Below are 24,273 nucleotides of genomic sequence, written 5' to 3' on the forward strand. Positions count from 1 at the left end.
GTGTGTCGGAGGATTACCAGGCGGTGGAGAACCGTTTCCGGAATGCTGCCAACGAGACGCGGAACATTATTGCGTTGGTGAAGCAGACGCTGTCGCAGAATGATGAGACGGCTGCGGGTGCGGGTGCGCGGGCGAAGTCCGCCGTCCAGAACATCGGCTAACTAATGCCTGAAGCATTGGGGGGCTTGGATTTGATTCTGCGTCGTTCCGAGCTGGAGACGGCTTTGGCGCGCGAGGTGGACGGGAGTGCGTCGGCTGGCTGGCGGTCACTCCGCTTCGAGGGGCGTGAAGCCGGTACTGTTTCGGAGGTCCAGCTCTTCGTCGACCGGAACGGCGTGGTGAAGAAGGAGGAACCCTCGGATCACTCCTTCGACCTCGTCGAGGAGTTGCGCAAGCTGATGTACCGGCCGGGGTACGGTACCTGGTTCTCCCTGACCGTGAAGATCGGTGACCAGGGGCAGGCTGAGACGCACTATAACTATGACGAAGAGGCAGCCTGGACTTTCCCTCTGTCTGACCAGTCCTATGTGGAAGACCAGAAGCAGTTCCCGCGGGATCCGGAGCATATTCCTGCGTGGCTGGCTCCGAAGCTCGGGCTTGGCAGCGCTTCCAACTAGTTCCACGGGGTGGGAGCCCAGGCTCCCGCCCGAGTAGTAGCTTTATTCATCCGTTTCATGAGGGGGACAGAGTCGTGTCTGGAGAGTCAGTGGCTGCGGATGTGGTTTTGCGTCGGACGGAGCTGGAACGGGATTTGGCCCGTGTTCTGGATGAGAGTGTGCCGGAGGGGTGGCAGTCGTTGAAGTTCGCGGCGCTTGCTGCAGGAACGGTGATGGAATCGCTGACCTATGTTTACCGTAATGGTGTTGAAGAGCGGGCCAACTCGAAACATGCCTTTTCTGTGCTGGACCAGTTGCGCGAGCTGATGTATCGGCCGGGGTACGGCACCTGGTTCTCTTTGGAGATGCACATTGATAACCAGGGACATGTGGAAACGCACTACAACTTTGACGAGCAAGCGGACTGGAGCTTCCCCTTGGATAACGAGTCCTATGTAGAAGACCAGGAGCAGTTCCCGCGGGATCCGGAGCATATTCCGGGGTGGCTGGCTCCAAAGCTCGGGCGTGGCGACGCTTCCAACTAGTTCCACCGGTGGGAGCTCCGGCTCCTCCGCCAGTAGCTGTAATCATCCGTTTCATGAGGGGGAACAGGGACGTGTCTGAAGAGTCAGTGGCAGTGGATGTGATTTTGCGTCGGACGGAGTTGGAACGGGATTTGGCTCGCGTTCTCGACGAGAGTGTCCGGGAGGGCTGGCAGTCCCTGAAGTTTGAGGCTCGTTCTGCAGGCAAGGTAACGGAATCCATGATCTATGTTGACCGTAATGGTGTTGAAGAGCGTGCAAACTCGAAAGCCGCCTTTTCGCTGTTAAGGCCTTTGCGCAAACTGATGTACCGACCAGGCTGCGGTACGTGGTTCTCCCTGACCATGCGGATCGATGACCAGGGGCATGTGGGGACGCACTATAACTACGACGAGGAACCCGACTGGAGTTTCCCGCTTGCCGACCAGTCCTACAAGCAGGACCAGCAGAGGTTCCCGCGGGATCCGGAGCATGTTCCTGCCTGGTTGGCGCCGAAGCTTGGGCTTGGCGGCGCTTCCAACTAGTTCCACCGGGTGGGAGCCCCGACTCCCACCCGTGCAGTAGCTGTAACCATTCGACGATGAGGGGGTTGGCCTGTGTCCGAACAGTTGGCGGGTCTGGAATTGGTTTTGAGAAGGACCGAATTGGAGACGGCGTTGGCGCGCGAGGTGGAAGGGAGCGTGCCGGCGGGCTGGCGGTCGCTCAGGTTCGAGGGGCGCTCGGCCGGCACCGTGTCGGAGGTCCAGCTCTTCGTTGACCGGAACGGCACGACGAAGGGGGCCGAACCTTCGGATGACACGCTCGACCTCATCCGAGAGTTGCGCAAGCTCATGTATCGGCCGGGGTACGGCACCTGGTTCTCCCTGACTATGAAGATCGATGACCAGGGCCACGTGGAAACGCACTACAACTTTGACGAGGAAGCGGACTGGAGTTTCCCGCTGGATGACGAGTCCTACGTAGAGGACCAGCAGAAGTTTCCGCGGGACCCGGAGCATATTTCGGGGTGGTTGGCTCCGAAGCTCGGGCTTGGCAGCGCTTCCAACGCACCCGTGCAGTAGCGGTAACCATCAAATGATGAGGGGATAGGCCTGTGTCTGAGGAGTCAGTGGCAGTTGATGCGGTCTTGCGGAGGACCGAGTTGGAAAGGGATCTGGCCCAGGTCCTTGACGCGAGCGTGGCGGGGGGATGGCAATCCTTGAAGTACGAGGCGGCGTCCGCGGGAAGGGTGACGGAAGGTCTTCTCCGCGTTGAGCGAAACGGCGTCGTGCAACCTGTCGACTCGTTGGACGATGACTTCGCTCTGCTGAGGCAGCTACGCAAGCTAATGTATCGGCCGGGGTACGGCACATGGTTCTCCATGGAAATGCGTATTGATAGCCATGGCCATGTGGAAACGCACTACAACTTTGACCATGAAGCGGACTGGAGTTTCCCGCTTGCCGACCAGTCCTATCAGCAGGACCAGCAGAAGTTTCCACGTGATCCGGAGCATATCCCGGCGTGGCTGGCTCCAAAGCTCGGGCTTGGCGGCCATGTTTCATAAAGAAAGCAGGGAATCTTGATTTTTGAAAAGCCGCTAAGCCCGGCCCATGTGGGCACGATGGTGGAGGGCAACCGCGACACGATCGCCGGGTTTGTCCTGAACGCCGCCGACGTCGCACAGATGAAGTCGCCCCGGGAGCTGTACGAGGCCCACGGGCTGGGCTTCCCGGGCTCGCCGTGGGATCCGGCCGCCGGCTACCTCGACGTGCTGCGGTTCCAGGCGCCGCCGTCGGTCTACGTGCATTCGGCGACGGCGCCGGAGTTCGTGGACCGGCCGCCGTTCACCGGTACCGGGTTTGCCCGCTGGGGCGGGGGCGTTGCGCCGGTGTGGTTCCTGGACGAGTGCCGGATTCCCCCGCGTGCGCAGCTGTGGCGGATCCGGGAAGGTCAGCAGGATCAGTTGCTGGCGATGTACATTGACGCAGCTTCGGGCTGGGGCATCCTCGAGGGTTCCGGTATCTCCAGTCCTGCGCACACGGTGCCGCAGACGGTGATCGGTTGGGTGGCGGTCTGGGACGGTTTCCAGTTCCCGGCGGACGTGGTGGGTGACAAGGCGGTGCTGGCTGCGGCGTCGGAGCCGCCGGCTGAGATTACCGGGTTCCGGCGGACGATGCGCGGCTGCTGGAGCCGGGAGGTGCCGGTCTCCGAGTTGGACGACCTGTTCGAGGTCAATGCGGTGTGCCGGTGGCAGGGGCATCCCTTCCGGATTACGGATGTGGCGCACGACGGCGGTGCCCGCATCTTCCGGTTGTTCTACACCGGGCACAACGCTGACGTCGCAGAGTCGCTGGGCTTGAACAAGGCAGATGCCGGGGTCTACTGGACGGTTCAGCCGGAGTCCGCCGTCACGGATGTCGAGATGTTCCAGAACCGGCTCAAGCCCGTCGCGGGCTAGGCCACATACGAGGGGGTACGCAGGCAGTCCTTAAGGTTCGAAGCGTGTCCGGCGGGAACGAAGCTTGGGCTTGGCAACCATGAGGCGTGATGACGGGCAGGGGAAGTCTCGCCCCGGCGTCGTAGTCCCGCACCGCTCCCAGAACCGGACGCTATACGGCAAGATTGGTTAGGTGAGCACAGCCAAGACTTCCCCTGAACCCACGGACACCGAAGCCGCCGTCGAGTCGGTCAGCACAGACACCCCGCCCGCCGGGGACCTGCGCGAGGAATATCAGACGCTCGCCGAGCAGGTGCGCCGCTACCGCTTCGCGTATTACAACGAAGACGCACCCCTGGTTTCGGACGCGGAATTCGACCGGCTCTACCGCCGCCTGGAAGAGATCGAGGCGCTGCACCCCGAACTGGTCACCAACGACTCACCCACCCAGGAAGTAGGCGGCGAAGTATCCGCGGCCTTCTCCCCGGTGGAACACCTGCAGCGCATGTACAGCCTCGAGGATGTTTTCTCCCTCGACGAGCTCGACGCCTGGGTACGCAAGGCCGAGGCTTCCGTGGCCAACATTGCCCCCGGTGCGAAGATCAAGTGGCTCACCGAGCTCAAGATCGACGGCCTTGCGGTCAACCTGCTCTACCGCAACGGCGAACTGGTCCGGGCTGCCACCCGCGGGGACGGCACCACGGGTGAGGACATCACCCACAACGTACTCACCATCGCCTCCATCCCGCGCACTCTCAAGGGCGAGGACCTCCCGGCGGAAATGGAAATCCGCGGCGAGGTCTTCATCCCCTCGAAGGAATTCGCGCACCTGAACGAAACCATGGTTGAGGCGGGCAAAGCGCCGTTCGCCAACCCGCGCAACGCCGCCGCCGGTTCCCTGCGGCAGAAGGACCCCGAAGTCACCGCCCGGCGCCCGCTGAGCATGTACGTGCACGGTATCGGGGCACGCGAAGGACTCAACGTGGCGAGCCAGTCCGAGACCTACGAACTGCTGAAGCAGTGGGGACTGCCGACGTCGCCCTATTACAAGGTGCTGGACACTTACGAAGAAGTGCTGAAGTACATTGCCGACAACGGCGAGCACCGGCACGATCTCTCCCACGAAATCGACGGCATCGTGGTCAAGGTGGACGACTTCGGCCTGCAGCGCGCCCTGGGCAACACATCCCGCGTGCCGCGCTGGTCCGTGGCCTACAAGTACCCGCCGGAGGAAGTGAACACCAAGCTGCTGGACATCCGCGTGAACGTTGGCCGCACCGGCCGGGTCACGCCCTACGGGATGATGACGCCGGTGCTGGTCTCCGGGTCCACGGTGGAGATGGCCACGCTGCACAACCAGGACGTGGTGAAGGCCAAGGGCGTGAAGATCGGCGACACAGTGGTGCTGCGCAAGGCCGGTGACGTGATTCCGGAAATCGTGGGCCCCGTCGTCGCACTCCGTGACGGCACCGAACGCGACTTCGTGATGCCCACCCACTGTCCCTCCTGCGGCACGGAGTTGAAGCCGGCCAAGGAAGGGGACGTGGACATCCGCTGCCCCAACTCCAAGTCCTGCCCCTCGCAGCTGCGCGAGCGGGTGTTCCACCTGGCCGGCCGCGGTGCCTTCGATATCGAAGCGCTCGGCTGGGAAGCGGCTATCGCGCTCACCTCGCCGGCCGAGCCGGAAACCCCGCCGCTCACCAGCGAGGCGGGTCTGTTCGACCTGAAGATCGAAGACCTGGCGGACGTGCGGATCGAACGGCCGAAGCGAGTCAAGGGCGTGGTGGACGGCACCGAACTCGTGCCCTACTTCTACACCAAGGGCACCGCCAAGAAGCCGTCCGTGCCCAGCGCCACCACGCACAAGCTGTTCACCGAGCTTGAGAAGGCCAAGACCCAGCCGCTGTGGCGGGTCCTGGTGGCCCTGTCCATCCGGCACGTAGGCCCGACGGCGGCACGCGCCCTGGCGGGTGCCTTCGGCTCCATGGACGCCATCCGCGCCGCCACGGAAGAGCAGCTGGCGCATGTCGACGGCGTCGGCCCGACCATCGCGGCCGCCCTGAAGGAATGGTTCGCCGAGGACTGGCACCGCGAGATCGTGGATACCTGGGCCGCTGCAGGGGTGCGGATGGCCGACGAGCGCGACGAATCCATGCCGCGGACGCTGGAGGGCCTGACCGTCGTCGTCACGGGCACGCTGCCGAACTTCAGCCGTGACGAAGCGAAGGAAGCCATCCTGACCCGTGGCGGCAAGGCGTCGGGCTCGGTCTCCAAGAAAACCGACTACGTGGTGGCCGGGGAGAACGCCGGCACCAAGCTGGACAAGGCCGAGCAGCTGGGGGTCCGCGTAATCGACGAAGACGGCTTCCGCACGCTGCTGGCCGAGGGATCCGTACCGGGCGGGCCGGTTCCGGCTGCTGAATCCGGGCCGGAGTCCGTGCCGGCCGGGGAGTCCGAATGATGCCGTTGCCCGACGCGGCGGACCCGCTGGAACTGCTCGAAGTGGCCCGCGAGGCGGCCGCAGCGGGTGCCGCTGTGCTGGCACAGCGCTCTGCCGGCGGCCTCAACGCGGTGAACAAGAGTGCCGACGGCGACTGGGTCACCGATTTCGACACCGCCGCCGAGGTAGCGGTCCGGGAGGTCCTGGCCCGCTTGCGTCCGCACGACACAGTGATGGGGGAGGAGCTGGAACCGGCCGTCCCGGTGCATCCCTCCGGGATTCGCTGGTCCATTGATCCGCTGGACGGCACCACCAACTTCATCCGAGACATCGTCTATTACGGCACCTCAGTGGCGGCGGTGAACGACGACGGCGAGTGGCTGGCCGGCGTCGTCCATGCTCCGGCGCTGGTGCGCGTGTATTCGGCCGCCCGCGGACACGGAGCCTGGCTGGCCGAGCACGGCAGCGTCCGGAAGCTGACCGGTCCCGATCCGCAGAGGGTCGGGAAGCTGCTCGGCACCGGGTTCTCTTACGACGCCGGCGTGCGGTCTGAGCAGTACGCGGCGCTGCCCCAGCTGGCGGGGGATTTCGCTGATGTGCGGCGGCTGGGGTCCGCGGCCCTGGACCTGTGCATGGTGGCGGACGGTTCCCTGGACGCCTATATCGAGCGCGGTCTCAACGAATACGACTACGCCGCCGGTGCCCTGATTGCCGAGGAAGCCGGTGTGCCGGTCCAGCGTCCTCCGCAGCCTGCCAATGACGCCGAGCGGCTCGACGCCGTCACTGTCGCCGGGGCTGCGCTGCTGGGTTAGCTGTGGCTGGACGCTAGTCTGCTGGAATGGAACCCTGGCATCGGAACCGGTTGAGCGTGCGGCAGGCTGAACTTGTCGAGTCTTGGCTGCCGGGAGTGCGTCTCGTTACCGATCTCTCCTGGAACATTCTGGATACTGCGGTCCTTGAAGTAGCGGACACGCACCGCAGGTATGTAGTCAAAGCTGTCGGGCCCTCCAACCACCACATAGGCCGCGAGATCGACGCCCATGAATCGTGGGTCAGCGTATGGTCCCGGCAGAACCGTGCGCCCAAACTTGTCCAGGCGGACCGTTCCGAGAACATCTTGGTCACGGAGTATTTGGACGGTTCCCTCGTCGAGGGAACCGCAGCTGAATACGACCCCGAGACGTATCGGCAGGCCGGGCATCTTTTGCGGATATTCCATGACCTAACCGCGCGTACTGACGTCGACTATGAGGTGCGGGCCACTGCCAAAGCGTTGTCTTGGCTGGAGAAGCCGCACCGCATTTCCCAATCCCACGTTGCCCGGGTTAGGGCCATCCTCGACGGCTACCGGCCCAAGCCGGTGGTTCTCGTTCCGACGCATGGTGACTGGCAACCTCGCAACTGGCTCATGGACGGCAGCGAGCTGAGGGTCATCGACTTCGGCAGGTTCGAATTGAGGCCTGCCGCAACCGATCTTTGTCGCTTGGCGGTGCAGCAATGGAGGTCCAGCAGTTATCTGGAGGCCGCCTTCTTTGAGGGGTACGGACCGGACTCCAGGGACACTGAACTCTGGAACGTAACGCTGCTGCGCGAAGCTGTCTCCACTGCTGCCTGGGCTTACCAAGTTGGCGACCATAAGTTCGAGGCACAAGGCCACCGGATGCTCCGGGATGCGTTGACGAACTTCCAGTAGGTTGCGTCTGCAGGGTTTATTCAGAAGCGATCTTCGGTGGTCTGGTCCTCGGTGGCTTGCTTCTACATGGCTTGCTACATGGCTTGCTCCGTGGTGGCCGGGTCGTCCGCTGCTTGTCCCTTAGTAGTCTGGTCCTCCGCGCCACCCAGCCGGGCGGTCGGCACGGTGTCAGGGTTGAGCGTGCTAACTGGGCGCCGCCGACGGCTTGGTTTGTGGGTAGGTAGTTGCGTTCAAAAGACGGGTATTTCCGGTTTTCGGAGGAGGCTGTTTGAGGCTGTTTTTGGCCCGGAAATGTCAGTGCGGGATGAAATTGTGAGGTATGGATCAGCTCGGAAACACCGAACGGATAACCGAAGAACCAGGCAGTGAAGACCAGCAGCCGGATGGCACCGCTGGTGAAACGGATGAGCCCCGTGTGGCCTGCACCCTGTCGGTTTACCGGGCGGAACTGTCCGAGGACACTTCCACTCCCGACGACGCAGCAACCGCATCCACAGAGCCTGAAGGCGCTGGCCGCGTGCGTCCGAACGGAGAGGATGCCGGTGGTTTCCCAGACGGTTTTACCGGAACATTGGCGTTGCAGAACCTTGAAGCCTTTGACGAGGACATGGTGGGCGATGCCCTGTTCCGGATGGCGCATTTGATGTCCTGGGTTCAGGCGCTTCAGGCGCGTCTGGTGAACCGGATGAATGAGATCTTTCGGGACGACTTCCACGCCGCGTCGGGGCAACTCGAGCCCGCGATGGCATTCAGCCTGGCATCTTCCGAATGTGCCGCCATCCTGAATGTTCCGCAGGTTACCGCCCAGCGGATGATGTTCGAAGCTGGCATGCTGTGCGGGACCCATGCCGCCACCCTGGCCGGGCTGGAGGACGGGCGCTTGTCGTACCAGCATGCGCAGGTGGTGCTGGAGCAATGCGAGAACGTTCCCGCCGAGAAACTGCCCGGGTTTGAAGCCGATCTGCTGGAGGCTGCAGAGGGGAAGACCCGGGCGCAGTTCTCCGCTAAGGCCCGGCGACTGCGTGAGAGGAAGTTTCCGGACACGATCAGCAAGAGGCATCTGACCGCCTTCGAGCAGCGCAAAGTCACCCTGGACCGCGAAGAGGACGGCATGTCCTGCCTCTCCGCCTATCTTCGGGCCGAGGAAGCCCAGCAGATCTACACGACCCTCAGCACCGCAGCGCGGGGTGAACAGGCCGCCGGCGATGGCCGCTCCACGGACCAACTGCGTGCCGACATCCTGGCCCAGTTGCTGATGGGCGGTCTGAGTTCAACGCACGTCCGAAATATGGGCGGAGCCAGCCGGGCGGGCGGCGCTACCGGTACCGGCTCATCGCCTGCTGACGGGGGAGACGGCAGCGGTGCGGTGGCAGATGAGAGCGGAACCGGCGGCAACGGCTCAGGGCCGGACGAGGTGATCGTGCCCCGCGCGGAGATTATGGTCTTGATCAACGCAGAAACCCTTTTCGGCGCCGACGACCAGCCAGCGGAACTGCACGGTTACGGACCTATCAGCGCAGAAGCCGCCCAAAGACTGGCCCGCAACGCTGCCGGATGGACCGGACTCGCCCAGGACCCACAGACAGGTGAAATCCTGGGAGTAGGGAGACGCCGAAAGGTCCCAGCCGGGCTCCGCCGCTGGCTGCGTGCCCGGGACGGAACCGGCAGGTTCCCTGGCTGCCGGGTCAGCACCGCAAATGCGGACATCGACCACACCGTCGACTGGGCGAAAGGTGGCCCCACGGATCACGGAAACCTGGAACACCTCTGCCGTCGCCACCACCGGTTCAAGACCCTGGGTTATTGGAAGGCAAACCAACCCGTGCCCGGGGTGATCGAGTGGACCTCGCCAACCGGACGCGTCTACCGGACCGAGCCCTTCTTGGAACTGGACCCGCCGGGTCCGGCATTGGATCGGAGTGAGCATTCCAGACCGAAGGATTCAGGGCAGGACGATTCCCGGCAGGAACAGACGCCGCCATTCTGAGGTGGGTGCAGCTGATTCTGGTGGTTACCGGACTGCGGTCGCTACCGCCGCAGCTGCCTACTGGCCCGCCTACCGGGCTACCGCCGAGCAGCCACAATGATCTCCCGGCTGGACGCTTCCATGAACGGACCACCCTCCCAGTCCCCGTACCAGTCCACGGAGTTGAAGCCGGCCCGGTCCAGCAGATCCTTCAGTACCTCGGCCCGCACAAACTTCAGGATGCTCCGGCTGACGAACCGCTCGCCGTCGGACCGGAAGAGGGTACGGTCCTCGAAAGTGACCAACACGCCGTCGTACTGCTCCTCGGCAGAGATGAGCTCCCACTCCACTTCGAGCGTGCCCGCAGAGGATTCCTGGATCTTCGGCCCGGTACTGCCGCTGTCCCACGCCAGCCATGCCTTCGCCGCAGGATTTCGGGTTTCGAAATAGAAGGTTCCCCCGGAGACGAGCCGGGACCGAACAGCCACCAGGGTTTCGAGGATCTCGGCCTCCGTCAGAAGGCACTGAAATGCATGCCCGGTCATCAGGGCAGCATCAAACGGACCGGAAGGAAGATCAGCAGCGGTGCCCTGCAGCCAAGTAACCTTCTCACCGCCGGCACGCGACCGCGCCACCTCCAGCATGCCGCGGGCCGGATCGATGCCGGTCAACGTGTGGCCCGCCAGCGCCAGACGCACGGCGAAACTGCCGGTGCCGCATCCGACGTCGGCGATGCGGAGCGGCTTATCTCCGACCAGGCCGGCGTAAAAGTCGGTGTCCCACTGCCCGGCATTGTCTTCGTCATAGAGAGCCACGAGCCGCGGCTCGTTGTAATTCGTGTCAACCATCATTCCCCCGGATTCCGGACAGTTGACCCGAATCTTACCGGGATTAAGCCCTGAGGAAAGGACGGTCCAGAGCAACCGTTTTGCGCGTTCGTGCGACGGATAATTTATCCCGATGCATCCAGTGCAGCACCGACTCGCAGGAGGAACGCATGCCCCGAAAAGCACCCACGGCACCGCGGACGACGATCCGAGGGACACCCGAGCCCGCGCCGGTTACCCAGCAGACCCCGCCGACCCAGCAGATGCCGCCGACCCAGCAGACCCCGCCGACCCAGCAGACCCCGCCGACCCAGCAGACCCCGCCGACCCCACAGGAACTGGATACGGCCTACTTCGCCCGCCTGATCGATGAGCGAATGGAACACACCCGCGAGCAGATCAGTACGCTGACGGCTGTGATCCGGGAAGTTACCCTGGCAGCCAAGGACATTCCGGCAGACGACGAACACGACCCCGAAGGAACCACCGTGTCTGTGGAACGGGCCAACGAGGTGGCACTGCTGGCCGCAGCGGAAACATCCCTGATTGAACTGATGGAGGCACGGGAACGCCTGAACACGGATAGTTACGGCATCTGCGAACGCTGCGGGACAGCGATCCCGACGGCACGGCTCGAGATCCGCCCGGAAACCCGCTTCTGCGTGGAGTGCGCTTCAGTCCGCAGAAGGTGAGCGCGACGCCGCCGGTGCGGTTGAACCATGTGCGCCGCCTCACCGCCGTCCGGAAACGCGGCAGGGCGGGGATAGAATCTACGTGCACTTCAACCAAGACCGTAAGGATCCGTAACACGCATGAGCATCACCATCCGGCTTGCCACCGAGGCTGACTTTGACGACATCCGCCGGATTACCCGTGAGGCTTACCTGCACGGCAACCACATCGAGGCCGACAATCCCTACGTCAAGGAACTGGAAAACGTCGAGGACCGCGCCAAGCACACCGAGCTGTGGGTAGCCGAGCTCGACGGAAAGGTGGCAGCCTCCGCCGCAATCACCTACGCCGGCCAGCCCTACACGGACATCGCCATTGAAGGCGAACTGGAATTCCGGATGCTCGCCGTGGATCCGGCCGTCCAGCGCGGGGGAGTGGGCCGTGCGATGGTCAACGCCATTGTCGACTATGCCCGGAACAAGGACGGCATCAACGCGGTCAGCCTCACCAGCATGACCACCATGCTGAACGCCCACGCCCTCTACCTGTCCTGCGGGTTTGAACGCGTTCCGGAGCGGGACTGGACCGTTCCCGGCGAGGACTACATTCTCTGGGTGTTCCGCAAGGCGGTCTAATCCTCCAGCGGTACGCGGCCCGGCCGTCCCGGTGCCCGACGGCGGCGGGACGGCTTTTGTGCGTCGGCCCGGCCGTCCCGGTGCCCGACGGCGGCGGGACGGCGTTTGCACGTCTGCAGCGGGCGGCAGCACGTCGGCAGCGTGTGGCGGCGGCCTCCATGCCCTGCCCCGAAACGCCGTAGACTGGAACGGATACCGGCGTAAAGCCGAAAAACGTTCCTAAAAGACGCATGGGAGACTCATGTCTGAGATCAATCGTGAGGCTGTGGCGCATCTGGCGCGGCTGGCCCACATTGAGATGACCAACGACGAGCTGGACAAGATGGCCGGCGAACTCGATGTCATCGTGGATTCGATCAAATCCGTAAGCGAAGTTGCCGGCGAGGACATCCCGGCAACCTCCCACCCCATCCCGCTGACCAACGTCTTCCGTGAAGACGTTGTGGGGCAGACGCTGACCAATGAAGAAGCCCTGTCCGGCGCCCCGGACAACGCCGCCGGCCGCTTCAAGGTCCCCGCCATCCTGGATGAGGAGTAAAAGCTTCCATGAGTGAACTGATTACATCAAGCGCCGCACAGCTGGCCGCCAAGCTGGCTGCCGGCGAAGTGTCCGCCGTCGAGGTCACGCAGGCCCACCTGGACCGCATCGCGGAGGTGGACGGCGCCATCAACGCCTTCCTGCACGTCAACACCGACGAGGCGCTGCAGGTTGCCGCCGACGTCGACAAGGCCCGCGCCAACGGCGAGGAACTGCACGAACTGGCCGGCGTGCCCATCGCCATCAAGGACCTGATCGTCACCAAGGGCCAGCCCACCACGGCCGGCTCCAAGATGCTCGAGGGCTGGATGAGCCCCTACGACGCCACGGTGATCTCGAAGATCCGTGCCGCGCGTATGCCGATGCTCGGCAAGACCAACCTGGACGAGTTCGCCATGGGCTCCTCCACGGAACACTCCGCGTACGGCCCCACCCGCAACCCGTGGGACCTGGACCGTATCCCGGGCGGCTCCGGCGGCGGTTCCGCAGCCGCCGTCGCTGCTTTCGAAGCTCCGCTGGCGCTGGGCACCGACACCGGCGGATCCATCCGCCAGCCGGCCGCCGTCACCGGCTCCGTGGGCGTGAAGCCCACCTACGGCGGCGTCTCCCGCTACGGTGCAATCGCCATGGCCTCCTCGCTGGACCAGATCGGCCCGGTCTCCCGCACCGTGCTGGATGCTGCCCTGCTGCAGGAACTCATCGGCGGCCACGATCCCCGCGACTCCACCTCCCTGACGGACCCCGTGGGTTCACTGGCCGACGCCGCCCGCAACGGCAGCGTCGCCGGGATGCGGATCGGCGTCATCAAGGAACTGCAGGGCGAAGGCTACGAAGCCGGAGTCCAGGCCCGCTTCACCGAGTCCCTGGACATGCTGCGGGACGCGGGAGCGGAAATCGTTGAGGTGTCCTGCCCTAACTTCAAGTACGCACTCGGCGCCTACTACCTGATCATGCCGTCCGAGGCTTCCTCGAACCTGGCCAAGTACGACGGCGTCCGGTACGGCATGCGCGAACTGCCTGCCGAGCCGCCGCTGACCATCGAACGCGTCATGGGTGCCACCCGCGCCGCCGGCTTCGGCGACGAGGTCAAGCGCCGCATCATCCTGGGCACCTACGCCCTTTCCGCCGGCTACTACGACGCCTACTACGGCTCGGCCCAGAAGGTGCGCACCCTGATCCAGCGCGACTTCAACGCCGCGTTCGCGCAGGCCGACGTGCTGATCTCCCCGACCTCGCCCAACACGGCGTTCAAGCTCGGCGAAAAGCTGGACGATCCGCTGGCCATGTACCTGAACGACGTCGCCACCATCCCGGCCAACATGGCCGGCGTGCCGGGCATCTCCATCCCCGGTGGCCTGTCCGATGGCCTGCCTGTCGGCATCCAGTTCCTGGCCCCGGCCCGCGAAGACATCCGCCTCTACCGCGCCGGCGCCGCCCTTGAGGGCATGCTCGAGCAGAAGTGGGGCGGCCCGCTGCTGGCCTCGGCACCCGTACTCGGAGGAGTGAAGTAAATGTCCGTCCATATCCAGGATGAAACCCTGTCCTTCGAAGAGGCCATGGAGAAGTACGACCCGGTGCTGGGGTTCGAGGTCCACGTGGAGCTGAACACCAAAACCAAGATGTTCTCCGACGCCCCGAACATCTTCGGCGACGAGCCCAACACGGCCGTCACCCCGGTGGACCTGGGCATGCCCGGCGTGCTGCCGGTGGTGAACAAGAAGGCCGTGGAGTACTCGATCCTCATCGGCCTGGCCCTGAACTGCAAGATCGCCGAATCCTGCACCTTTGCCCGGAAGCAGTACTTCTACCCGGACACACCCAAGAACTTCCAGACCTCCCAGTACGAAGACCCCATCGCGTACGACGGCTACCTGGACATTGAGCTCGAAGACGGCACCGTGTTCCGCGTCGAGATTGAACGCGCGCACATGGAAGAGGACGCCGGAAAGCTGACCCACATGGGCGGCGCCGCCGGCCGCATCCAGGGCGCCGACTTCTCCCTGGTGGACTACAACCGCGCCGGCGTGCCGCTGGTCGAGATCGTCACCAAGCCGATCGAAGGCGCCGGCTCGCGTGCCCCCGAACTGGCCAAGGCCTACGTGGCCGCCATCCGGGAAATCGTGAAGAACCTCGGTGTCTCCGACGCCAAGATGGAGCGCGGCAACGTCCGCTGCGACGCCAACGTGTCGCTGCGTCCGTACGGCCAGGAAAAGTTCGGCACGCGTTCGGAAACGAAGAACGTGAACTCGCTGCGCGCCGTCGAACGCGCCGTCCGCTTCGAGATCCAGCGCCACGCCGCCGTCCTGGACTCCGGCAACGAGATTGTCCAGGAAACGCGCCACTGGCACGAGGACACCCGGTCCACCACCTCGGGCCGGCCGAAGTCCGACGCCGACGACTACCGGTACTTCCCGGAACCGGACCTCCTGCCCGTGGTCACCACCACGGAATGGATCGAAGAGCTGCGCTCCCGCCTGCCCGAGCCGCCGGCCGAGCGCCGCAAGCGGCTCAAGGAAGACTGGGGCTACTCCGACGCCGAGTTCCGCGACGTCGTCAACGCCGGAGTCATGGAAGCCATCGAGGAAACCATTGCCGCCGGCGCTTCCGCACAGGTGGCGCGCAAGTGGTGGATGGGTGAGGTTGCCCGCCGCGCCAAGGAAGCCGAAGTGGATCCGGTGGACGTAGGCGTCACGCCTGAGCTGATCGTGGAACTGGACCGCCTGGTCCAAGCCGGCAAGATCAACGACAAGCTGGCCCGCCAGGTCCTCGACGGCGTCCTCGCCGGCGAAGGCACCCCGGAGGAAGTCATCGACAAGCGCGGCCTGGCCGTGGTTTCCGACGACGGCCCCCTGCTTGAAGCGATCGACGCAGCATTGGCGGCCCAGCCGGACGTTGCAGACAAGATCCGCGGCGGCAAGGTCCAGGCCGTCGGCGCCATCGTGGGCGGCGTTATGAAGGCCACCCGCGGGCAGGCCGACGCCGGCCGCGTCCGCGAGCTGATCCTGGAACGCCTCGGCGTGCAGGGCTGATAGTCCGGGCTCCCGGCCTGCCGAGCAACCGCTGACCCCCGTGTGGCCTTAGGGCCGGACGGGGGTCGGCGCGTTAACGGCTTCCGGTCCCGTGCCGCGCCCAGAACTCAGAGGTCTCCTCCATACTGCGCTCGACGATCCGTTCCATCGCCGCCTGGGCTGCGGACCCGTCCGCAGCCTGGACCGCAACCGCAATGTCCATGTGCAGCTGCAGCGCCTCATGGTGGGGCAGATCCGGCATCAGGCCGTACTGTGCCCGCCCGACCAGGACCTCGGCGACCAGGCGATGCAGCTGGGCGAACATTTCATTGCCGGACGCGGTCAGCAGCAGCTGGTGGAACTGCACGTCCAGTCGCAGGAATTCCGCGGCATCGCCGGACTGGCCCGCAGCCCACATCCGGCCGGAGAGAAGAAGCAGTTCCGACACCTGGTCCGGTTCGGCGCGGACGGCCGCCAGACGGGCTGCCTGGGGTTCGACGGCGGTCCGCAGCTCCGCAAGGGAGCGCAGCTGCCCGAGCCGGTCGTTGGTGGCCAGCCGCCACCGGATGACCAGCGGATCAAAGAGGTTCCACTCCCTTGCCGGCAGGATCTCCACCCCCACTCTCCGGCGCGAGGCGACCATTCCCAGGGCGGACAGCACCCGCAGCACTTCCCTGATGACGGAACGCGAAACCGCCAGCTTTTCCTCGAACTCCTCGCTGCGCAGGATGTCACCGGCAGCCAGCTTCCCGCCGCAGATCGCCATGCCCAGATGCTCCAACACCTGCGCATGCAGACCGGACGGAGCCTGGGTGCTGTTCACGGCAGCGGCGCCGGGGGCGGCGGTGCCCCGTGGAGTCGTGGTCATCCCCGAATCATACGGCTTCCAAAACACTGTTGAATAAGTATGATTTATCAGCTAAACCTCTGCTCACCGCAGGCGTAACGAGGCGCCGGCGCGGGGGCCCGGACCGCCCCAGGGACGGATGGAGACGGCGTGGAGCGCAAAAAACTTGCACGAACGGCGGCAATACTCACGGCGGCAACGCTGGGGCTGGCAGCCTGCGGCAGTTCAGACGAGGGAGCCGAAGGCTCGGACACCATCCGGGTAACCGTGGCGAACCACGTCTGGACGGACACAATCAAGGCCGCGATACCCGAGTTTGAAGAGGAAACCGGCCTCAAGGTGGAACTGACCCAGCTGGGAGAAGACCAACTGTCGGATCAGTACAACGTCAAACTCAATGCGGGATCGGATGAAATTGACGTCATGATGTACCGCCCCCTGCAGGAAGGGCGCCTTTTTGCGGACAACGGCTATCTGGCTGACCTGAGCGAACGGGTGGAGAGCAACGAGGACTGGGACTGGAGCGACTTCCAGGAAGGTCCCGTCACAGCCACAACCTTCGAAGACCAGGTGGTGGGGGTTCCCATCATCACCGAGCGGGAAGTCCTCTACTACCGCAAGGACCTGCTGGCGGCGGCCGGACTGGAGATTCCCGCGACCATGGAGGAACTGGAAGCTGCAGCGAAGACCATCTCCGAACAGAATCCAGGCACGGCGGGCTTTGTGGCCCGGACCGGCAAATCAGCAGCAGTCACGCAGTTCTCCAGCTTCCTGTTCAGCTTCGGCGGAGACTTCCTGGAGGACGGCAAGTCCGCCGTCGGCTCCGAAGAAGCCAAAGAGGCCTATGCCTTCTACGGCGGGCTGATCAATAAATACGGTCCGGAGAACGTCAGCACAGACATGAGCTGGTCCGAAGCCATGGCGATCTTCACCCAGGGCGGCGCAGCGTTCTACACCGAGGCCGATTCCCTTTACAAGAACGCTACGGACCCGGCCAAGTCGAAGGTGGCCGACACCGTCGGGTTCGCCCCGCTGCCCGCCGGGCCGGCGGGGTCCAAGCCGTACAACATTCCGTCCTGGAGCCTGGCCATCAACGAGGCATCGCAGAACCAGGACAACGCGTGGAAGTTCATCGAATGGGCCACCAGCAAGGACATGACCCTGCAGATCCAGCAGAGCGGCGTCCCGGGGCCACGGTCCTCCGTCTGGGCGGATGAATCGGGCACGTCCACGTATCCGGAGGATCTGGCGGAAGCCATCACCGTCAGCGCCGAGAACGGGGTGGGACATGACCGGCCCCTGGTGAAGTCGGTGGCTGAAGCACGCGAGATCGTCGGCGGTCCTATTGTCGCCGCCATCACCGGAGAGGATTCCGACAACGCGGCAGACACCGCACAGTCGGACTTCGAGAAATTCCTCGAGGGCGAACAGTAACTCCCGGGGCTGCCGGCCGGGGCTCCCCGGACCGGCAGCCCCGGTTCCCGCAACTGCTTTCAAAGGCGAAACGATGGCTGCTGTTCTAACCCCGGTCCGGAAGACAGCCGGACAATCCTTTTCCGACTGGGCCAACGCCCACCGCAAATGGCTGTTTGCTGCACCCGCCATGATCTTCGTCGGGCTGCTGATTGTCTTCCCGGTGGCCTGGACCCTGTATCTGAGCCTGACGGACGCATCCGGCTCGGTGCGGGCCGATTCGGATTTCATTGGCCTGGACAACTACCTGACCGTGCTGACGGACACCGACCGCTTCTGGCCCGCCGCCGGCCGTACCGCGTATTTCACCGTCACCGCCCTGGCCGTGGAACTGGTCCTGGGGATGTGTATTGCCCTGTTGCTGTGGCGGCCGTTCCGGGGCGAGAAGTGGGTGCGCGTTGCGATCCTGCTGCCGCTGGTGGCGACACCGGTGGCTGTGGGCATGATGTGGCGGCTGATCTTCGACCCGAACATCGGTTTTGCGAACCAGATGCTCGGCTGGGTGGGGATTCCGCCGCAGCCATGGCTCTCGGGTGTTGAGTCCGCCCTGCCGACCACCATCTTCATCGACATCTGGCAGTGGACACCCATGATCGTGCTCATTCTGCTGGCGGGCCTGACTTCGCTGTCCGACGAACCGGACGAGGCGGCACGCATCGACGGTGCGAGTGCCTGGCAGCGCTTCCGGTACGTGACGCTGCCGTTGATGATGCCGACAGTGATTGTGGCAGTGCTGCTGCGCAGCATCGACGCACTGAAAACCTTTGACATCCTCTACGCCACCAAGGGCAAGGGCGGCGGGTCCTTCAACGAAGTGGAAACGCTGAACATCTACGCCTACGGCCTGAGCTTCGACTACAACAAATACGGGCTGTCATCCACGGTGCTGATCCTGTTCTTCCTGATCATTGTCGGCATCATGTTCTTCCTGACCCGGCGCCGGAAAGGAACCAACTGAAATGAGTGCCGTTACCGAGCTGCCCGAGTCCTTCGCCCCGGTTGAGGCAACCGGCCGCCGCCGCAAACCCCTGCGCAGCCGCGCCTACAAATGGTTCCGCGTCTGCGCCCTGGTGCTGGTGGTCCTGCTGCTCCTGGCACCGCTGGCCTGGATGGTCCTGGCATCATTCAAGACGAACGTGGACATTTACGACGCCGCGAAGTCACTGATCTTCACACCCACCTTCGAGAACTATGCGAACGTCCTGGCGCGCAACAACTATTTCGTTTTCATCTTCAACAGCTTCTGGGTGGCGTTCGCCTCCACGCTGCTGTCCCTGCTGCTGGGCGTGCCGGCGGCGTATGCCATGAGCCGCTTCTCCATGCAGCGTTCCGCGCTGGTGGTGCTGATGGCGCGGATCATTCCCGGCGTGAGCCTGCTGGTGCCGTGGTACTACGTCTTTTCGAACCTGCGGATGGTGGGCGGGTTCAGCGTCCTCATCCTCAGCCACATGTTCGTGGCGCTGCCCCTGATCGTCTACATCATGATGAGCTACTTCGATTCGCTCCCGCTGGAGCTGGAGGAATCGGCCCAGGTGGACGGGCTCTCACCCATCGGTGCCTTCCGGCTGATCACGCTGCCGCTCTCCGTACCGGGGATCATGACCGCCGGCATCCTGTCCTTTATCTTCTCCTGGAACAATTTCATGTTCGCCCTGGTGCTTTCGGGGTCTTCCACCAAGACCCTTCCGGTAGCGATCTTCGATTTTGTGTCCTACGCAAGTATCGACTGGGGCGGACTCATGGCCGCCGCCACCGTGGTCACCATACCGATCATGGTTATCGCCCTGTTCACTCAAAAATACGTAGTCAGCGGCCTTACCGCCGGCGCGACCAAGGGATAGGCAGAAGTATGCGGGTTGCCCGAATCGAAACCTTCATGGTCCCGCCGCGCTGGCTGTTTGTCCGGGTGGAAACCGACTCCGGACTGGCAGGGTGGGGAGAAGCCACCTGCGAGGGGCGTTCCGAAACGGTCCGGACTGCGGTGGACCAGCTCTCGGAGCTGCTCCTGGGGCGGGATCCGCTGCGGATCGAGGATAACTGGCAGCTGCTCACCAAGGGTTCCTTCTACCGGGGCGGGCCCATCCTGGCCAGCGCCGTGTCCGGTCTGGACCAGGCGCTGTGGGACATCGCCGGCAAACATTTCGACACACCCGTGCACCAGTTGCTGGGCGGGCATGTCCGGGAACGGATCCGGATGTACGGCTGGGTGGGGGGCGACGATCCCGGGGAGATTGCGGACGCAGTCAGTGCACAGGTGGAGGCAGGCCTCACCGCGGTGAAAATGAACGCCAGTGGCAGGATGGGACCGATTGCCACCACCGCGGAACTGGACGCCGTCGTCGGGCGGGTTGCGGCGGCCCGCGAGGTGCTCGGCGGCAGCCGGGATGTGGCAGTGGATTTCCATGGACGCTTTTCCGCCGCCAACGTCCGCCGGGTTGCGCCGCTTTTGGAACCGTACCGTCCGTTCTTCCTGGAGGAACCGGTGCTGCCTGAGAACCCGCATCTTCTCCGCTCCGTCACCTCCGCCACCAGCATTCCCATCGCCACGGGGGAGCGGCTGTACAGCAGGCAGGAGTTCCTGCCCGTTCTCCAGGCGGGGATTGCCGTGGCGCAGCCGGACCTGTCCCACGCCGGCGGCATCTCGGAGGTGCGCCGGATCGCCTCCCTTGCCGAGGTCTACGATGTGCAGCTCGCGCCGCACTGTCCGCTGGGCCCGCTGGCATTGGCTGCATGCCTGCAGGTGGGGTTCGCGACACCGAACTTCCTGATCCAGGAACAGAGCATCGGCATCCACTACAACCAGGGCGCCGAGGTCCTGGACTATGTTGTTGACAAGACACCGCTGAAGTTCGTGGACGGCAGCATCGAACGGCTTACCGGTGCCGGCCTGGGTATCGAGGTGGATGAACAGGCCGTGCGGTCGGCAGATAAGCACGGCCATGCATGGCGCGGACCGCTCTGGCGGCACGATGATGGGTCCTTCGCAGAATGGTAGGCGGCGACATGGCAGCTTTCATGACGGAACTGACCCGCAGCAGGCTCGTGGCGATTATCCGCGGGACGGACCGTGACGCAGCCGCGGCCGCTGCACTGGTTCTTTTCGAAGAAGGGATCAGCTGCGTAGAGATTGCCTTGACCACTCCGGGCGCGCTTGAGGCAATCGAAAAGATCCGGCGGCAACTCCCGGATGGCGCCTGGGTGGGCGCGGGAACGGTGCTCACGGCGGCGGACGCCATGGACGCTGCGGCGGCGGGCGCACAGTTCGTGGTGACCCCCGGCGTGACTGAGTCGATCCCGGCGGCCGCGGGCCTGGGACTGCCCGTCCTCGCCGGGGCATTCACCGCTACCGAAGCCATGGACGCCATGTCGCGGGGAGCCAGCGCGGTCAAGCTGTTTCCGGCCTCGGCAGCCGGTCCCGGGTATTTGTCGGCGCTTCGGGGACCGTTGCCGAGCATTCCCTTTATCGCCGTCGGCGGGGTTGGATTGGCGGATGCACCCGGCTTTTTCCGCGCCGGTGCGGTGGCCTTGGGCCTTGGCAGTCCGTTGGTGGGCGACGCCGCGACGCCGGCAGGGAACCTGGCCAGCCTTCGGACACGGGCACGGCAGTTTATTCAAGTGGTCGTTGACGAGGCCGCTGCCCGCTGACCTCCCGGCGCCTTAGCCGACACTGCAAGGGAGGGGGCGGTGGCACCGGTAGGCATTGTGTCTGCCGGGGCCCTATAGTTTGTGGCCCGCTGCACACCCGGCGGGTACGCTGGCGCAATGGCCAACCTTCCCGCTGCCGAAATCTCTGCCGACGCCGCTCTGGTGAGCCAGCTGGTGCGGGAGCAGCACCCGCACCTGGGCGGGCAGGACCTGGAGCAGGTTGCCAGCGGATGGGACAACTACATTTACCGGCTGGGCACGGAGTACGCCATCCGGCTGCCCCGCCGGAAGTCTGCGGCCGGACTGACGGCCAACGAACAGCGCTGGCTCCCGCAGCTCACCGCCGACGTGCCCGTACCGACCTCCGCCCCGCTGTTCTGCGGGGCGCCGTGTGAGCTCTACCCGTGGCCGTGGAGCATCACGGCCTGGTTTGACGGCCAGGATGTGTCCTTGTCGCCGCGGGACCGCAACGTTGCCCTCGCCGAACCGCTGGCATGCTTCCTTAACGCCTTCCACCGGCCGGCACCGCCGGATTTTCCCCGTAATCCGTTCCGGGGCGGACCGTTGTCCGGGCGGGATGAAGCCGTACAGGGCAGGCTGAACAGCGGCATGGTGCCCCACGCCGCCCGGGTGCAGGAACTCTGGGACGAGGCCCAGGACATCCCGGCCTGGACCGGACCCCCGCTGTGGCTGCACGGAGACCTGCACCCCGCGAATCTCGTCGCCAAGGACAACACCCTGCAGGCGGTCATCGATTTCGGCGACCTCACCGCGGGCGATCCGGCCACGGACCTGGCAGCAGCCTGGCTGGTATTCGACGCCGAAGGGCGGGACATCTTCCGCCGCAGCCTGGGCAGCCAGTACGACGGCGACCCGCACGTTTGGGAACGGGCCCGCGGCTGGGCGATCTGCATGGCAACCATTCTGCTGGCGAACTCCGATGATGCTCCGGGACTGTACCTGGTGGGCTCGGAAACCCTGATGGAGATCCTCACCGGCGACCGGGAGAGGTTCTAGCCCGGTGGCGGTCGGCAGCTGGAAGCATTCTGTCCGGATCTCCACTGAAGGCGACGGGCACGTGCAGGAGGACACCTGCGGCTATGCGGGCTCCACAGCCTGGGTAATCGACGGCGCCAGCTCCCTCTTGCCTCAGCTCGGGCTGCCTGGCCCCTCGGACCCGGCCTGGTATGCCCGGAATCTTGACTTGTTGCTGACTGATGCCGCAGTGGCGGCCGGTGTTGCACCCGCCCCGCAGGTGCTGGCCGACGCCCTGACCCGGATGGACCAGCTGGCCCGCACCCTGGCCGGCGAGGAGCGGATCCGCTTCCCGTCTGCGGCCCTGTGCCTGGCGGCGCTGACCGGGGACGGCGTGGAGATCCTCGCACTGGCGGACTGCCACGCGGTGGTTGAACTGGCGGACGGCTCGCTGGTCCATGTCACCCACGAACCGGCCGACATCCGGATCGGCACCGAACATTCGGCGGACCCGGTGCGGGAACGCGAGCTGCGGGTGCTGGACCGCGAACTGCGCAATACCCCGGGCCGGCTGTGGGTGGCCCGGCGGGAAGCAGAAGCCGCATACCAGGCACGCACCGTCCGGCTTGGCCCGGCACGGAGGGTTGTGCTTGCCTCCGACGGCGCCTGGCGGGCGGTGGAACTGGGAATCGTCGACGGGCCCGGCGGGTTCCTTGCGGCGGCAGGCTCCGCGGTCGCCGCCCAGGAGCTGCTCCTGGCGCTGCGCACTCTGCAGGCGGAGCTGGGCGAAAACGCCGACGACGCCACCCTTCTCACATTGGAAAGGATTTCCCCATGACCGCTGACATTTCCTGCGACATCCTGGTGATCGGCGGCGGCATCGCCGGTCTCTCGCTGGCCGCCGAGGTCGCGTCCCGGATGGCCGCGGCCCCGCAGACCCGGGGGAGCGGAGGCGGGGTTGTCCTGGTGGAAGCTGAACCGGCCTTGGGCTACCACACATCCTCCCGCTCCGCCCGGCAGCTGATCCCCAGTTACGGGCCGCCGGTGATCCAGGACCTGACCCTGCGGACCCTGGCCTTGATTCGGGCGGCGGAGGCGGACCTGCCGGAACCCGTCCTGGCGCCTCGGAGCTTCCTGCTGATCGGAGACGACGAGTCGGTGCGGGACCGGGCGAGTGCCCATATGCATCCGGTAATGCCGGCTGAAGCCCTGGGGCTGGCTCCGGAGCTGCGGCCGGAGGCTTTCAGCGCTGCCGGGCTCGACAACACATCAGTGGCCTGCAATACCGATGCACTGCTGGACTACCACCGGGAGCGGTTGACCGCGGCGGGCGGCCGCATCGTCACGGGCCGGCGAGTACAGGCAGCAGTGCGCGTAGGGGACCCGGGCGCACAGCGCTGGGAAGCCGCGGCTGACGGACTGCGGTTTGAGGCTCCGGTGGTGGTCAATGCGGCCGGTGCCTGGGCGGATATCGTCGCGGAAACCTTCGGGGCCCGTCCCCAGGGGCTCACGCCTTACCGCCGCACCGCCGCCGTCGTCGACGTTGAACGGCCGCTGGATGCCGGGGCGCCCATGGTGGCGGACGCAGGCGACCGGTTCTACTACCGGCCCGAAGGCAGGCAGGTACTTATATCGCCGTCGGAACGCGAACCAAGCGTGGCGGAGGACTCCCGGCCCCGCGACACAGATGTGCAGGCATTGGTGGAACTGGTCAACAGTGTCACGACCATGGGAATCACCGGCGTTGCCCGCGCCTGGACCGGCCTGCGTACGGAGACACCGGACGGGTTGCCCGCGGTGGGCTGGGATCCGGCCGTTCCGGGGTTTTTCTGGCTGGCCGGGCAGGGCGGATACGGGTTCCAGACCTCATCCGCCGTTGCCGAGCTGGCCGCGGGAATCCTGCTTGCTGAGGACGTCGAAAACGGTGCCCGGAAAGCCCTCAGCCCCGCCCGCGACCGAGTGTGACCAAAGTCTCACCAATCGGCGCGTAACGAATC

25 protein-coding genes are annotated in these 24,273 nt (G+C 65.0%); 23 read left to right on the top strand and 2 right to left on the bottom strand.

All coding sequences use genetic code 11. The annotated features are described in order from the left end of the window. Positions 1 to 185 precede the first annotated feature (185 nt). The 10 genes from NNX38_RS15770 to NNX38_RS15815 all read left to right on the top strand — a co-directional run bounded on the left by NNX38_RS15770 (position 186) and on the right by NNX38_RS15815 (position 9,677). On the top strand, positions 186 to 617 hold the full coding sequence (locus NNX38_RS15770) for a hypothetical protein (protein WP_255798895.1): 432 nt from the start codon (positions 186 to 188) through the stop codon (positions 615 to 617). Between the two features lie 89 nt (positions 618 to 706). Continuing rightward, a complete protein-coding gene (locus tag NNX38_RS15775) occupies positions 707 to 1,141 on the top strand; it encodes a hypothetical protein (protein ID WP_255798896.1) in 435 nt (144 codons plus the stop codon). A gap of 71 nt (positions 1,142 to 1,212) precedes the next feature. Further along, positions 1,213 to 1,662 carry a hypothetical protein gene (locus tag NNX38_RS15780; RefSeq protein ID WP_255798897.1) on the top strand — a complete coding sequence of 150 codons (450 nt, stop codon included), beginning with the start codon at positions 1,213 to 1,215 and terminating at the stop codon, positions 1,660 to 1,662. Positions 1,663 to 1,767: 105 nt separating this feature from the next. Continuing rightward, on the top strand, positions 1,768 to 2,199 hold the full coding sequence (locus tag NNX38_RS15785) for a hypothetical protein (protein ID WP_255798898.1): 432 nt from the start codon (positions 1,768 to 1,770) through the stop codon (positions 2,197 to 2,199). Between the two features lie 47 nt (positions 2,200 to 2,246). Then, positions 2,247 to 2,684: a hypothetical protein gene (locus NNX38_RS15790; protein WP_255798899.1), complete on the top strand. Its 438-nt coding sequence runs from the start codon at positions 2,247 to 2,249 to the stop codon at positions 2,682 to 2,684. A 15-nt stretch (positions 2,685 to 2,699) separates the two neighbouring features. Then, entirely contained in the window at positions 2,700 to 3,578 is an 879-nt protein-coding gene (locus tag NNX38_RS15795; protein WP_255798900.1) for a hypothetical protein, read from the top strand. A gap of 172 nt (positions 3,579 to 3,750) precedes the next feature. Beyond that, entirely contained in the window at positions 3,751 to 6,018 is a 2,268-nt protein-coding gene (ligA, locus tag NNX38_RS15800) for an NAD-dependent DNA ligase LigA (protein ID WP_255798901.1), read from the top strand. Continuing rightward, positions 6,015 to 6,809 carry an inositol monophosphatase family protein gene (locus NNX38_RS15805; RefSeq protein WP_255798902.1) on the top strand — a complete coding sequence of 265 codons (795 nt, stop codon included), beginning with the start codon at positions 6,015 to 6,017 and terminating at the stop codon, positions 6,807 to 6,809. The genes ligA and NNX38_RS15805 overlap by 4 nt, the downstream gene beginning before the upstream one ends. A gap of 26 nt (positions 6,810 to 6,835) precedes the next feature. Then, positions 6,836 to 7,690, top strand: coding sequence for a phosphotransferase (locus NNX38_RS15810; protein WP_255798903.1), 855 nt, complete (start codon positions 6,836 to 6,838; stop codon positions 7,688 to 7,690). 319 nt (positions 7,691 to 8,009) lie between these two features. Continuing rightward, positions 8,010 to 9,677, top strand: coding sequence for an HNH endonuclease signature motif containing protein (locus NNX38_RS15815; RefSeq protein ID WP_255798904.1), 1,668 nt, complete (start codon positions 8,010 to 8,012; stop codon positions 9,675 to 9,677). 77 nt (positions 9,678 to 9,754) lie between these two features. Here the strand turns inward: NNX38_RS15815 and NNX38_RS15820 are convergent, their stop codons facing one another. Further along, positions 9,755 to 10,504: a bifunctional 2-polyprenyl-6-hydroxyphenol methylase/3-demethylubiquinol 3-O-methyltransferase UbiG gene (locus NNX38_RS15820; protein ID WP_255798905.1), complete on the bottom strand. Its 750-nt coding sequence runs from the start codon at positions 10,502 to 10,504 to the stop codon at positions 9,755 to 9,757. Positions 10,505 to 10,653: 149 nt separating this feature from the next. Here NNX38_RS15820 and NNX38_RS15825 point away from each other — a divergent pair, with 149 nt between their 5' ends. The 5 genes from NNX38_RS15825 (at position 10,654) to gatB (ending at position 15,357) form a co-directional block, all read left to right on the top strand. After that, positions 10,654 to 11,175: a TraR/DksA C4-type zinc finger protein gene (locus NNX38_RS15825; protein WP_255798906.1), complete on the top strand. Its 522-nt coding sequence runs from the start codon at positions 10,654 to 10,656 to the stop codon at positions 11,173 to 11,175. A gap of 120 nt (positions 11,176 to 11,295) precedes the next feature. Next, positions 11,296 to 11,790, top strand: a complete 495-nt coding sequence (locus NNX38_RS15830; RefSeq protein WP_255798907.1) for a GNAT family N-acetyltransferase — start codon at positions 11,296 to 11,298, stop codon at positions 11,788 to 11,790. Positions 11,791 to 12,031: 241 nt separating this feature from the next. Next, entirely contained in the window at positions 12,032 to 12,328 is a 297-nt protein-coding gene (gatC, locus tag NNX38_RS15835; protein WP_146363477.1) for an Asp-tRNA(Asn)/Glu-tRNA(Gln) amidotransferase subunit GatC, read from the top strand. Between the two features lie 8 nt (positions 12,329 to 12,336). Beyond that, positions 12,337 to 13,839: an Asp-tRNA(Asn)/Glu-tRNA(Gln) amidotransferase subunit GatA gene (gatA, locus tag NNX38_RS15840; RefSeq protein ID WP_255798908.1), complete on the top strand. Its 1,503-nt coding sequence runs from the start codon at positions 12,337 to 12,339 to the stop codon at positions 13,837 to 13,839. Then, the gene (gatB, locus tag NNX38_RS15845) at positions 13,840 to 15,357 is read left to right on the top strand and encodes an Asp-tRNA(Asn)/Glu-tRNA(Gln) amidotransferase subunit GatB (RefSeq protein WP_227924395.1); all 1,518 of its coding nucleotides are present in this window, start codon (positions 13,840 to 13,842) and stop codon (positions 15,355 to 15,357) included. A 73-nt stretch (positions 15,358 to 15,430) separates the two neighbouring features. Here gatB and NNX38_RS15850 read toward each other — a convergent pair whose 3' ends face one another. Next, entirely contained in the window at positions 15,431 to 16,204 is a 774-nt protein-coding gene (locus tag NNX38_RS15850; protein ID WP_255798909.1) for a FadR/GntR family transcriptional regulator, read from the bottom strand. A gap of 129 nt (positions 16,205 to 16,333) precedes the next feature. On the opposite strand from NNX38_RS15850, the gene NNX38_RS15855 reads away from it, so the two are divergent. The 8 genes from NNX38_RS15855 (at position 16,334) to NNX38_RS15890 (ending at position 24,241) form a co-directional block, all read left to right on the top strand. Then, positions 16,334 to 17,617 carry a sugar ABC transporter substrate-binding protein gene (locus NNX38_RS15855; RefSeq protein WP_255798910.1) on the top strand — a complete coding sequence of 428 codons (1,284 nt, stop codon included), beginning with the start codon at positions 16,334 to 16,336 and terminating at the stop codon, positions 17,615 to 17,617. A 73-nt stretch (positions 17,618 to 17,690) separates the two neighbouring features. Then, the gene (locus NNX38_RS15860) at positions 17,691 to 18,614 is read left to right on the top strand and encodes a carbohydrate ABC transporter permease (protein ID WP_255798911.1); all 924 of its coding nucleotides are present in this window, start codon (positions 17,691 to 17,693) and stop codon (positions 18,612 to 18,614) included. Between the two features lies 1 nt (position 18,615). Continuing rightward, entirely contained in the window at positions 18,616 to 19,497 is an 882-nt protein-coding gene (locus NNX38_RS15865; RefSeq protein WP_255798912.1) for a carbohydrate ABC transporter permease, read from the top strand. A gap of 8 nt (positions 19,498 to 19,505) precedes the next feature. Next, entirely contained in the window at positions 19,506 to 20,651 is a 1,146-nt protein-coding gene (dgoD, locus tag NNX38_RS15870; protein WP_255798913.1) for a galactonate dehydratase, read from the top strand. A gap of 8 nt (positions 20,652 to 20,659) precedes the next feature. Next, positions 20,660 to 21,301, top strand: a complete 642-nt coding sequence (locus NNX38_RS15875) for a bifunctional 4-hydroxy-2-oxoglutarate aldolase/2-dehydro-3-deoxy-phosphogluconate aldolase (protein ID WP_255798914.1) — start codon at positions 20,660 to 20,662, stop codon at positions 21,299 to 21,301. 117 nt (positions 21,302 to 21,418) lie between these two features. Next, positions 21,419 to 22,318, top strand: a complete 900-nt coding sequence (locus NNX38_RS15880; protein WP_255798915.1) for an aminoglycoside phosphotransferase family protein — start codon at positions 21,419 to 21,421, stop codon at positions 22,316 to 22,318. 61 nt (positions 22,319 to 22,379) lie between these two features. Next, on the top strand, positions 22,380 to 23,114 hold the full coding sequence (locus NNX38_RS15885) for a protein phosphatase 2C domain-containing protein (RefSeq protein ID WP_255798916.1): 735 nt from the start codon (positions 22,380 to 22,382) through the stop codon (positions 23,112 to 23,114). Then, positions 23,111 to 24,241 carry an FAD-binding oxidoreductase gene (locus NNX38_RS15890; RefSeq protein WP_255798917.1) on the top strand — a complete coding sequence of 377 codons (1,131 nt, stop codon included), beginning with the start codon at positions 23,111 to 23,113 and terminating at the stop codon, positions 24,239 to 24,241. The genes NNX38_RS15885 and NNX38_RS15890 overlap by 4 nt, the downstream gene beginning before the upstream one ends. The last annotated feature ends 32 nt before the right edge of the window (positions 24,242 to 24,273 follow it).

It is taken from the genome of Arthrobacter sp. zg-Y238 (genome assembly GCF_024385525.1).
GTDB classification, from domain to species: Bacteria; Actinomycetota; Actinomycetes; order Actinomycetales; family Micrococcaceae; genus Arthrobacter_B; species Arthrobacter_B jinronghuae.

Coding starts and splice junctions, on each gene's coding strand:
- NNX38_RS15805 (WP_255798902.1), top strand. CDS start 6,015: ATGATGCCGTTGCCCGACGCGGCGGACCCGCTGGAACTGCTCGAAGTG.
- NNX38_RS15810 (WP_255798903.1), top strand. CDS start 6,836: ATGGAACCCTGGCATCGGAACCGGTTGAGCGTGCGGCAGGCTGAACTT.
- NNX38_RS15815 (WP_255798904.1), top strand. CDS start 8,010: ATGGATCAGCTCGGAAACACCGAACGGATAACCGAAGAACCAGGCAGT.
- NNX38_RS15820 (WP_255798905.1), bottom strand. CDS start 10,504: ATGGTTGACACGAATTACAACGAGCCGCGGCTCGTGGCTCTCTATGAC.
- NNX38_RS15825 (WP_255798906.1), top strand. CDS start 10,654: ATGCCCCGAAAAGCACCCACGGCACCGCGGACGACGATCCGAGGGACA.
- NNX38_RS15830 (WP_255798907.1), top strand. CDS start 11,296: ATGAGCATCACCATCCGGCTTGCCACCGAGGCTGACTTTGACGACATC.
- gatC (WP_146363477.1), top strand. CDS start 12,032: ATGTCTGAGATCAATCGTGAGGCTGTGGCGCATCTGGCGCGGCTGGCC.
- gatA (WP_255798908.1), top strand. CDS start 12,337: ATGAGTGAACTGATTACATCAAGCGCCGCACAGCTGGCCGCCAAGCTG.
- gatB (WP_227924395.1), top strand. CDS start 13,840: ATGTCCGTCCATATCCAGGATGAAACCCTGTCCTTCGAAGAGGCCATG.
- NNX38_RS15850 (WP_255798909.1), bottom strand. CDS start 16,204: ATGACCACGACTCCACGGGGCACCGCCGCCCCCGGCGCCGCTGCCGTG.
- NNX38_RS15860 (WP_255798911.1), top strand. CDS start 17,691: ATGGCTGCTGTTCTAACCCCGGTCCGGAAGACAGCCGGACAATCCTTT.
- NNX38_RS15865 (WP_255798912.1), top strand. CDS start 18,616: ATGAGTGCCGTTACCGAGCTGCCCGAGTCCTTCGCCCCGGTTGAGGCA.
- dgoD (WP_255798913.1), top strand. CDS start 19,506: ATGCGGGTTGCCCGAATCGAAACCTTCATGGTCCCGCCGCGCTGGCTG.
- NNX38_RS15875 (WP_255798914.1), top strand. CDS start 20,660: ATGGCAGCTTTCATGACGGAACTGACCCGCAGCAGGCTCGTGGCGATT.
- NNX38_RS15880 (WP_255798915.1), top strand. CDS start 21,419: ATGGCCAACCTTCCCGCTGCCGAAATCTCTGCCGACGCCGCTCTGGTG.
- NNX38_RS15890 (WP_255798917.1), top strand. CDS start 23,111: ATGACCGCTGACATTTCCTGCGACATCCTGGTGATCGGCGGCGGCATC.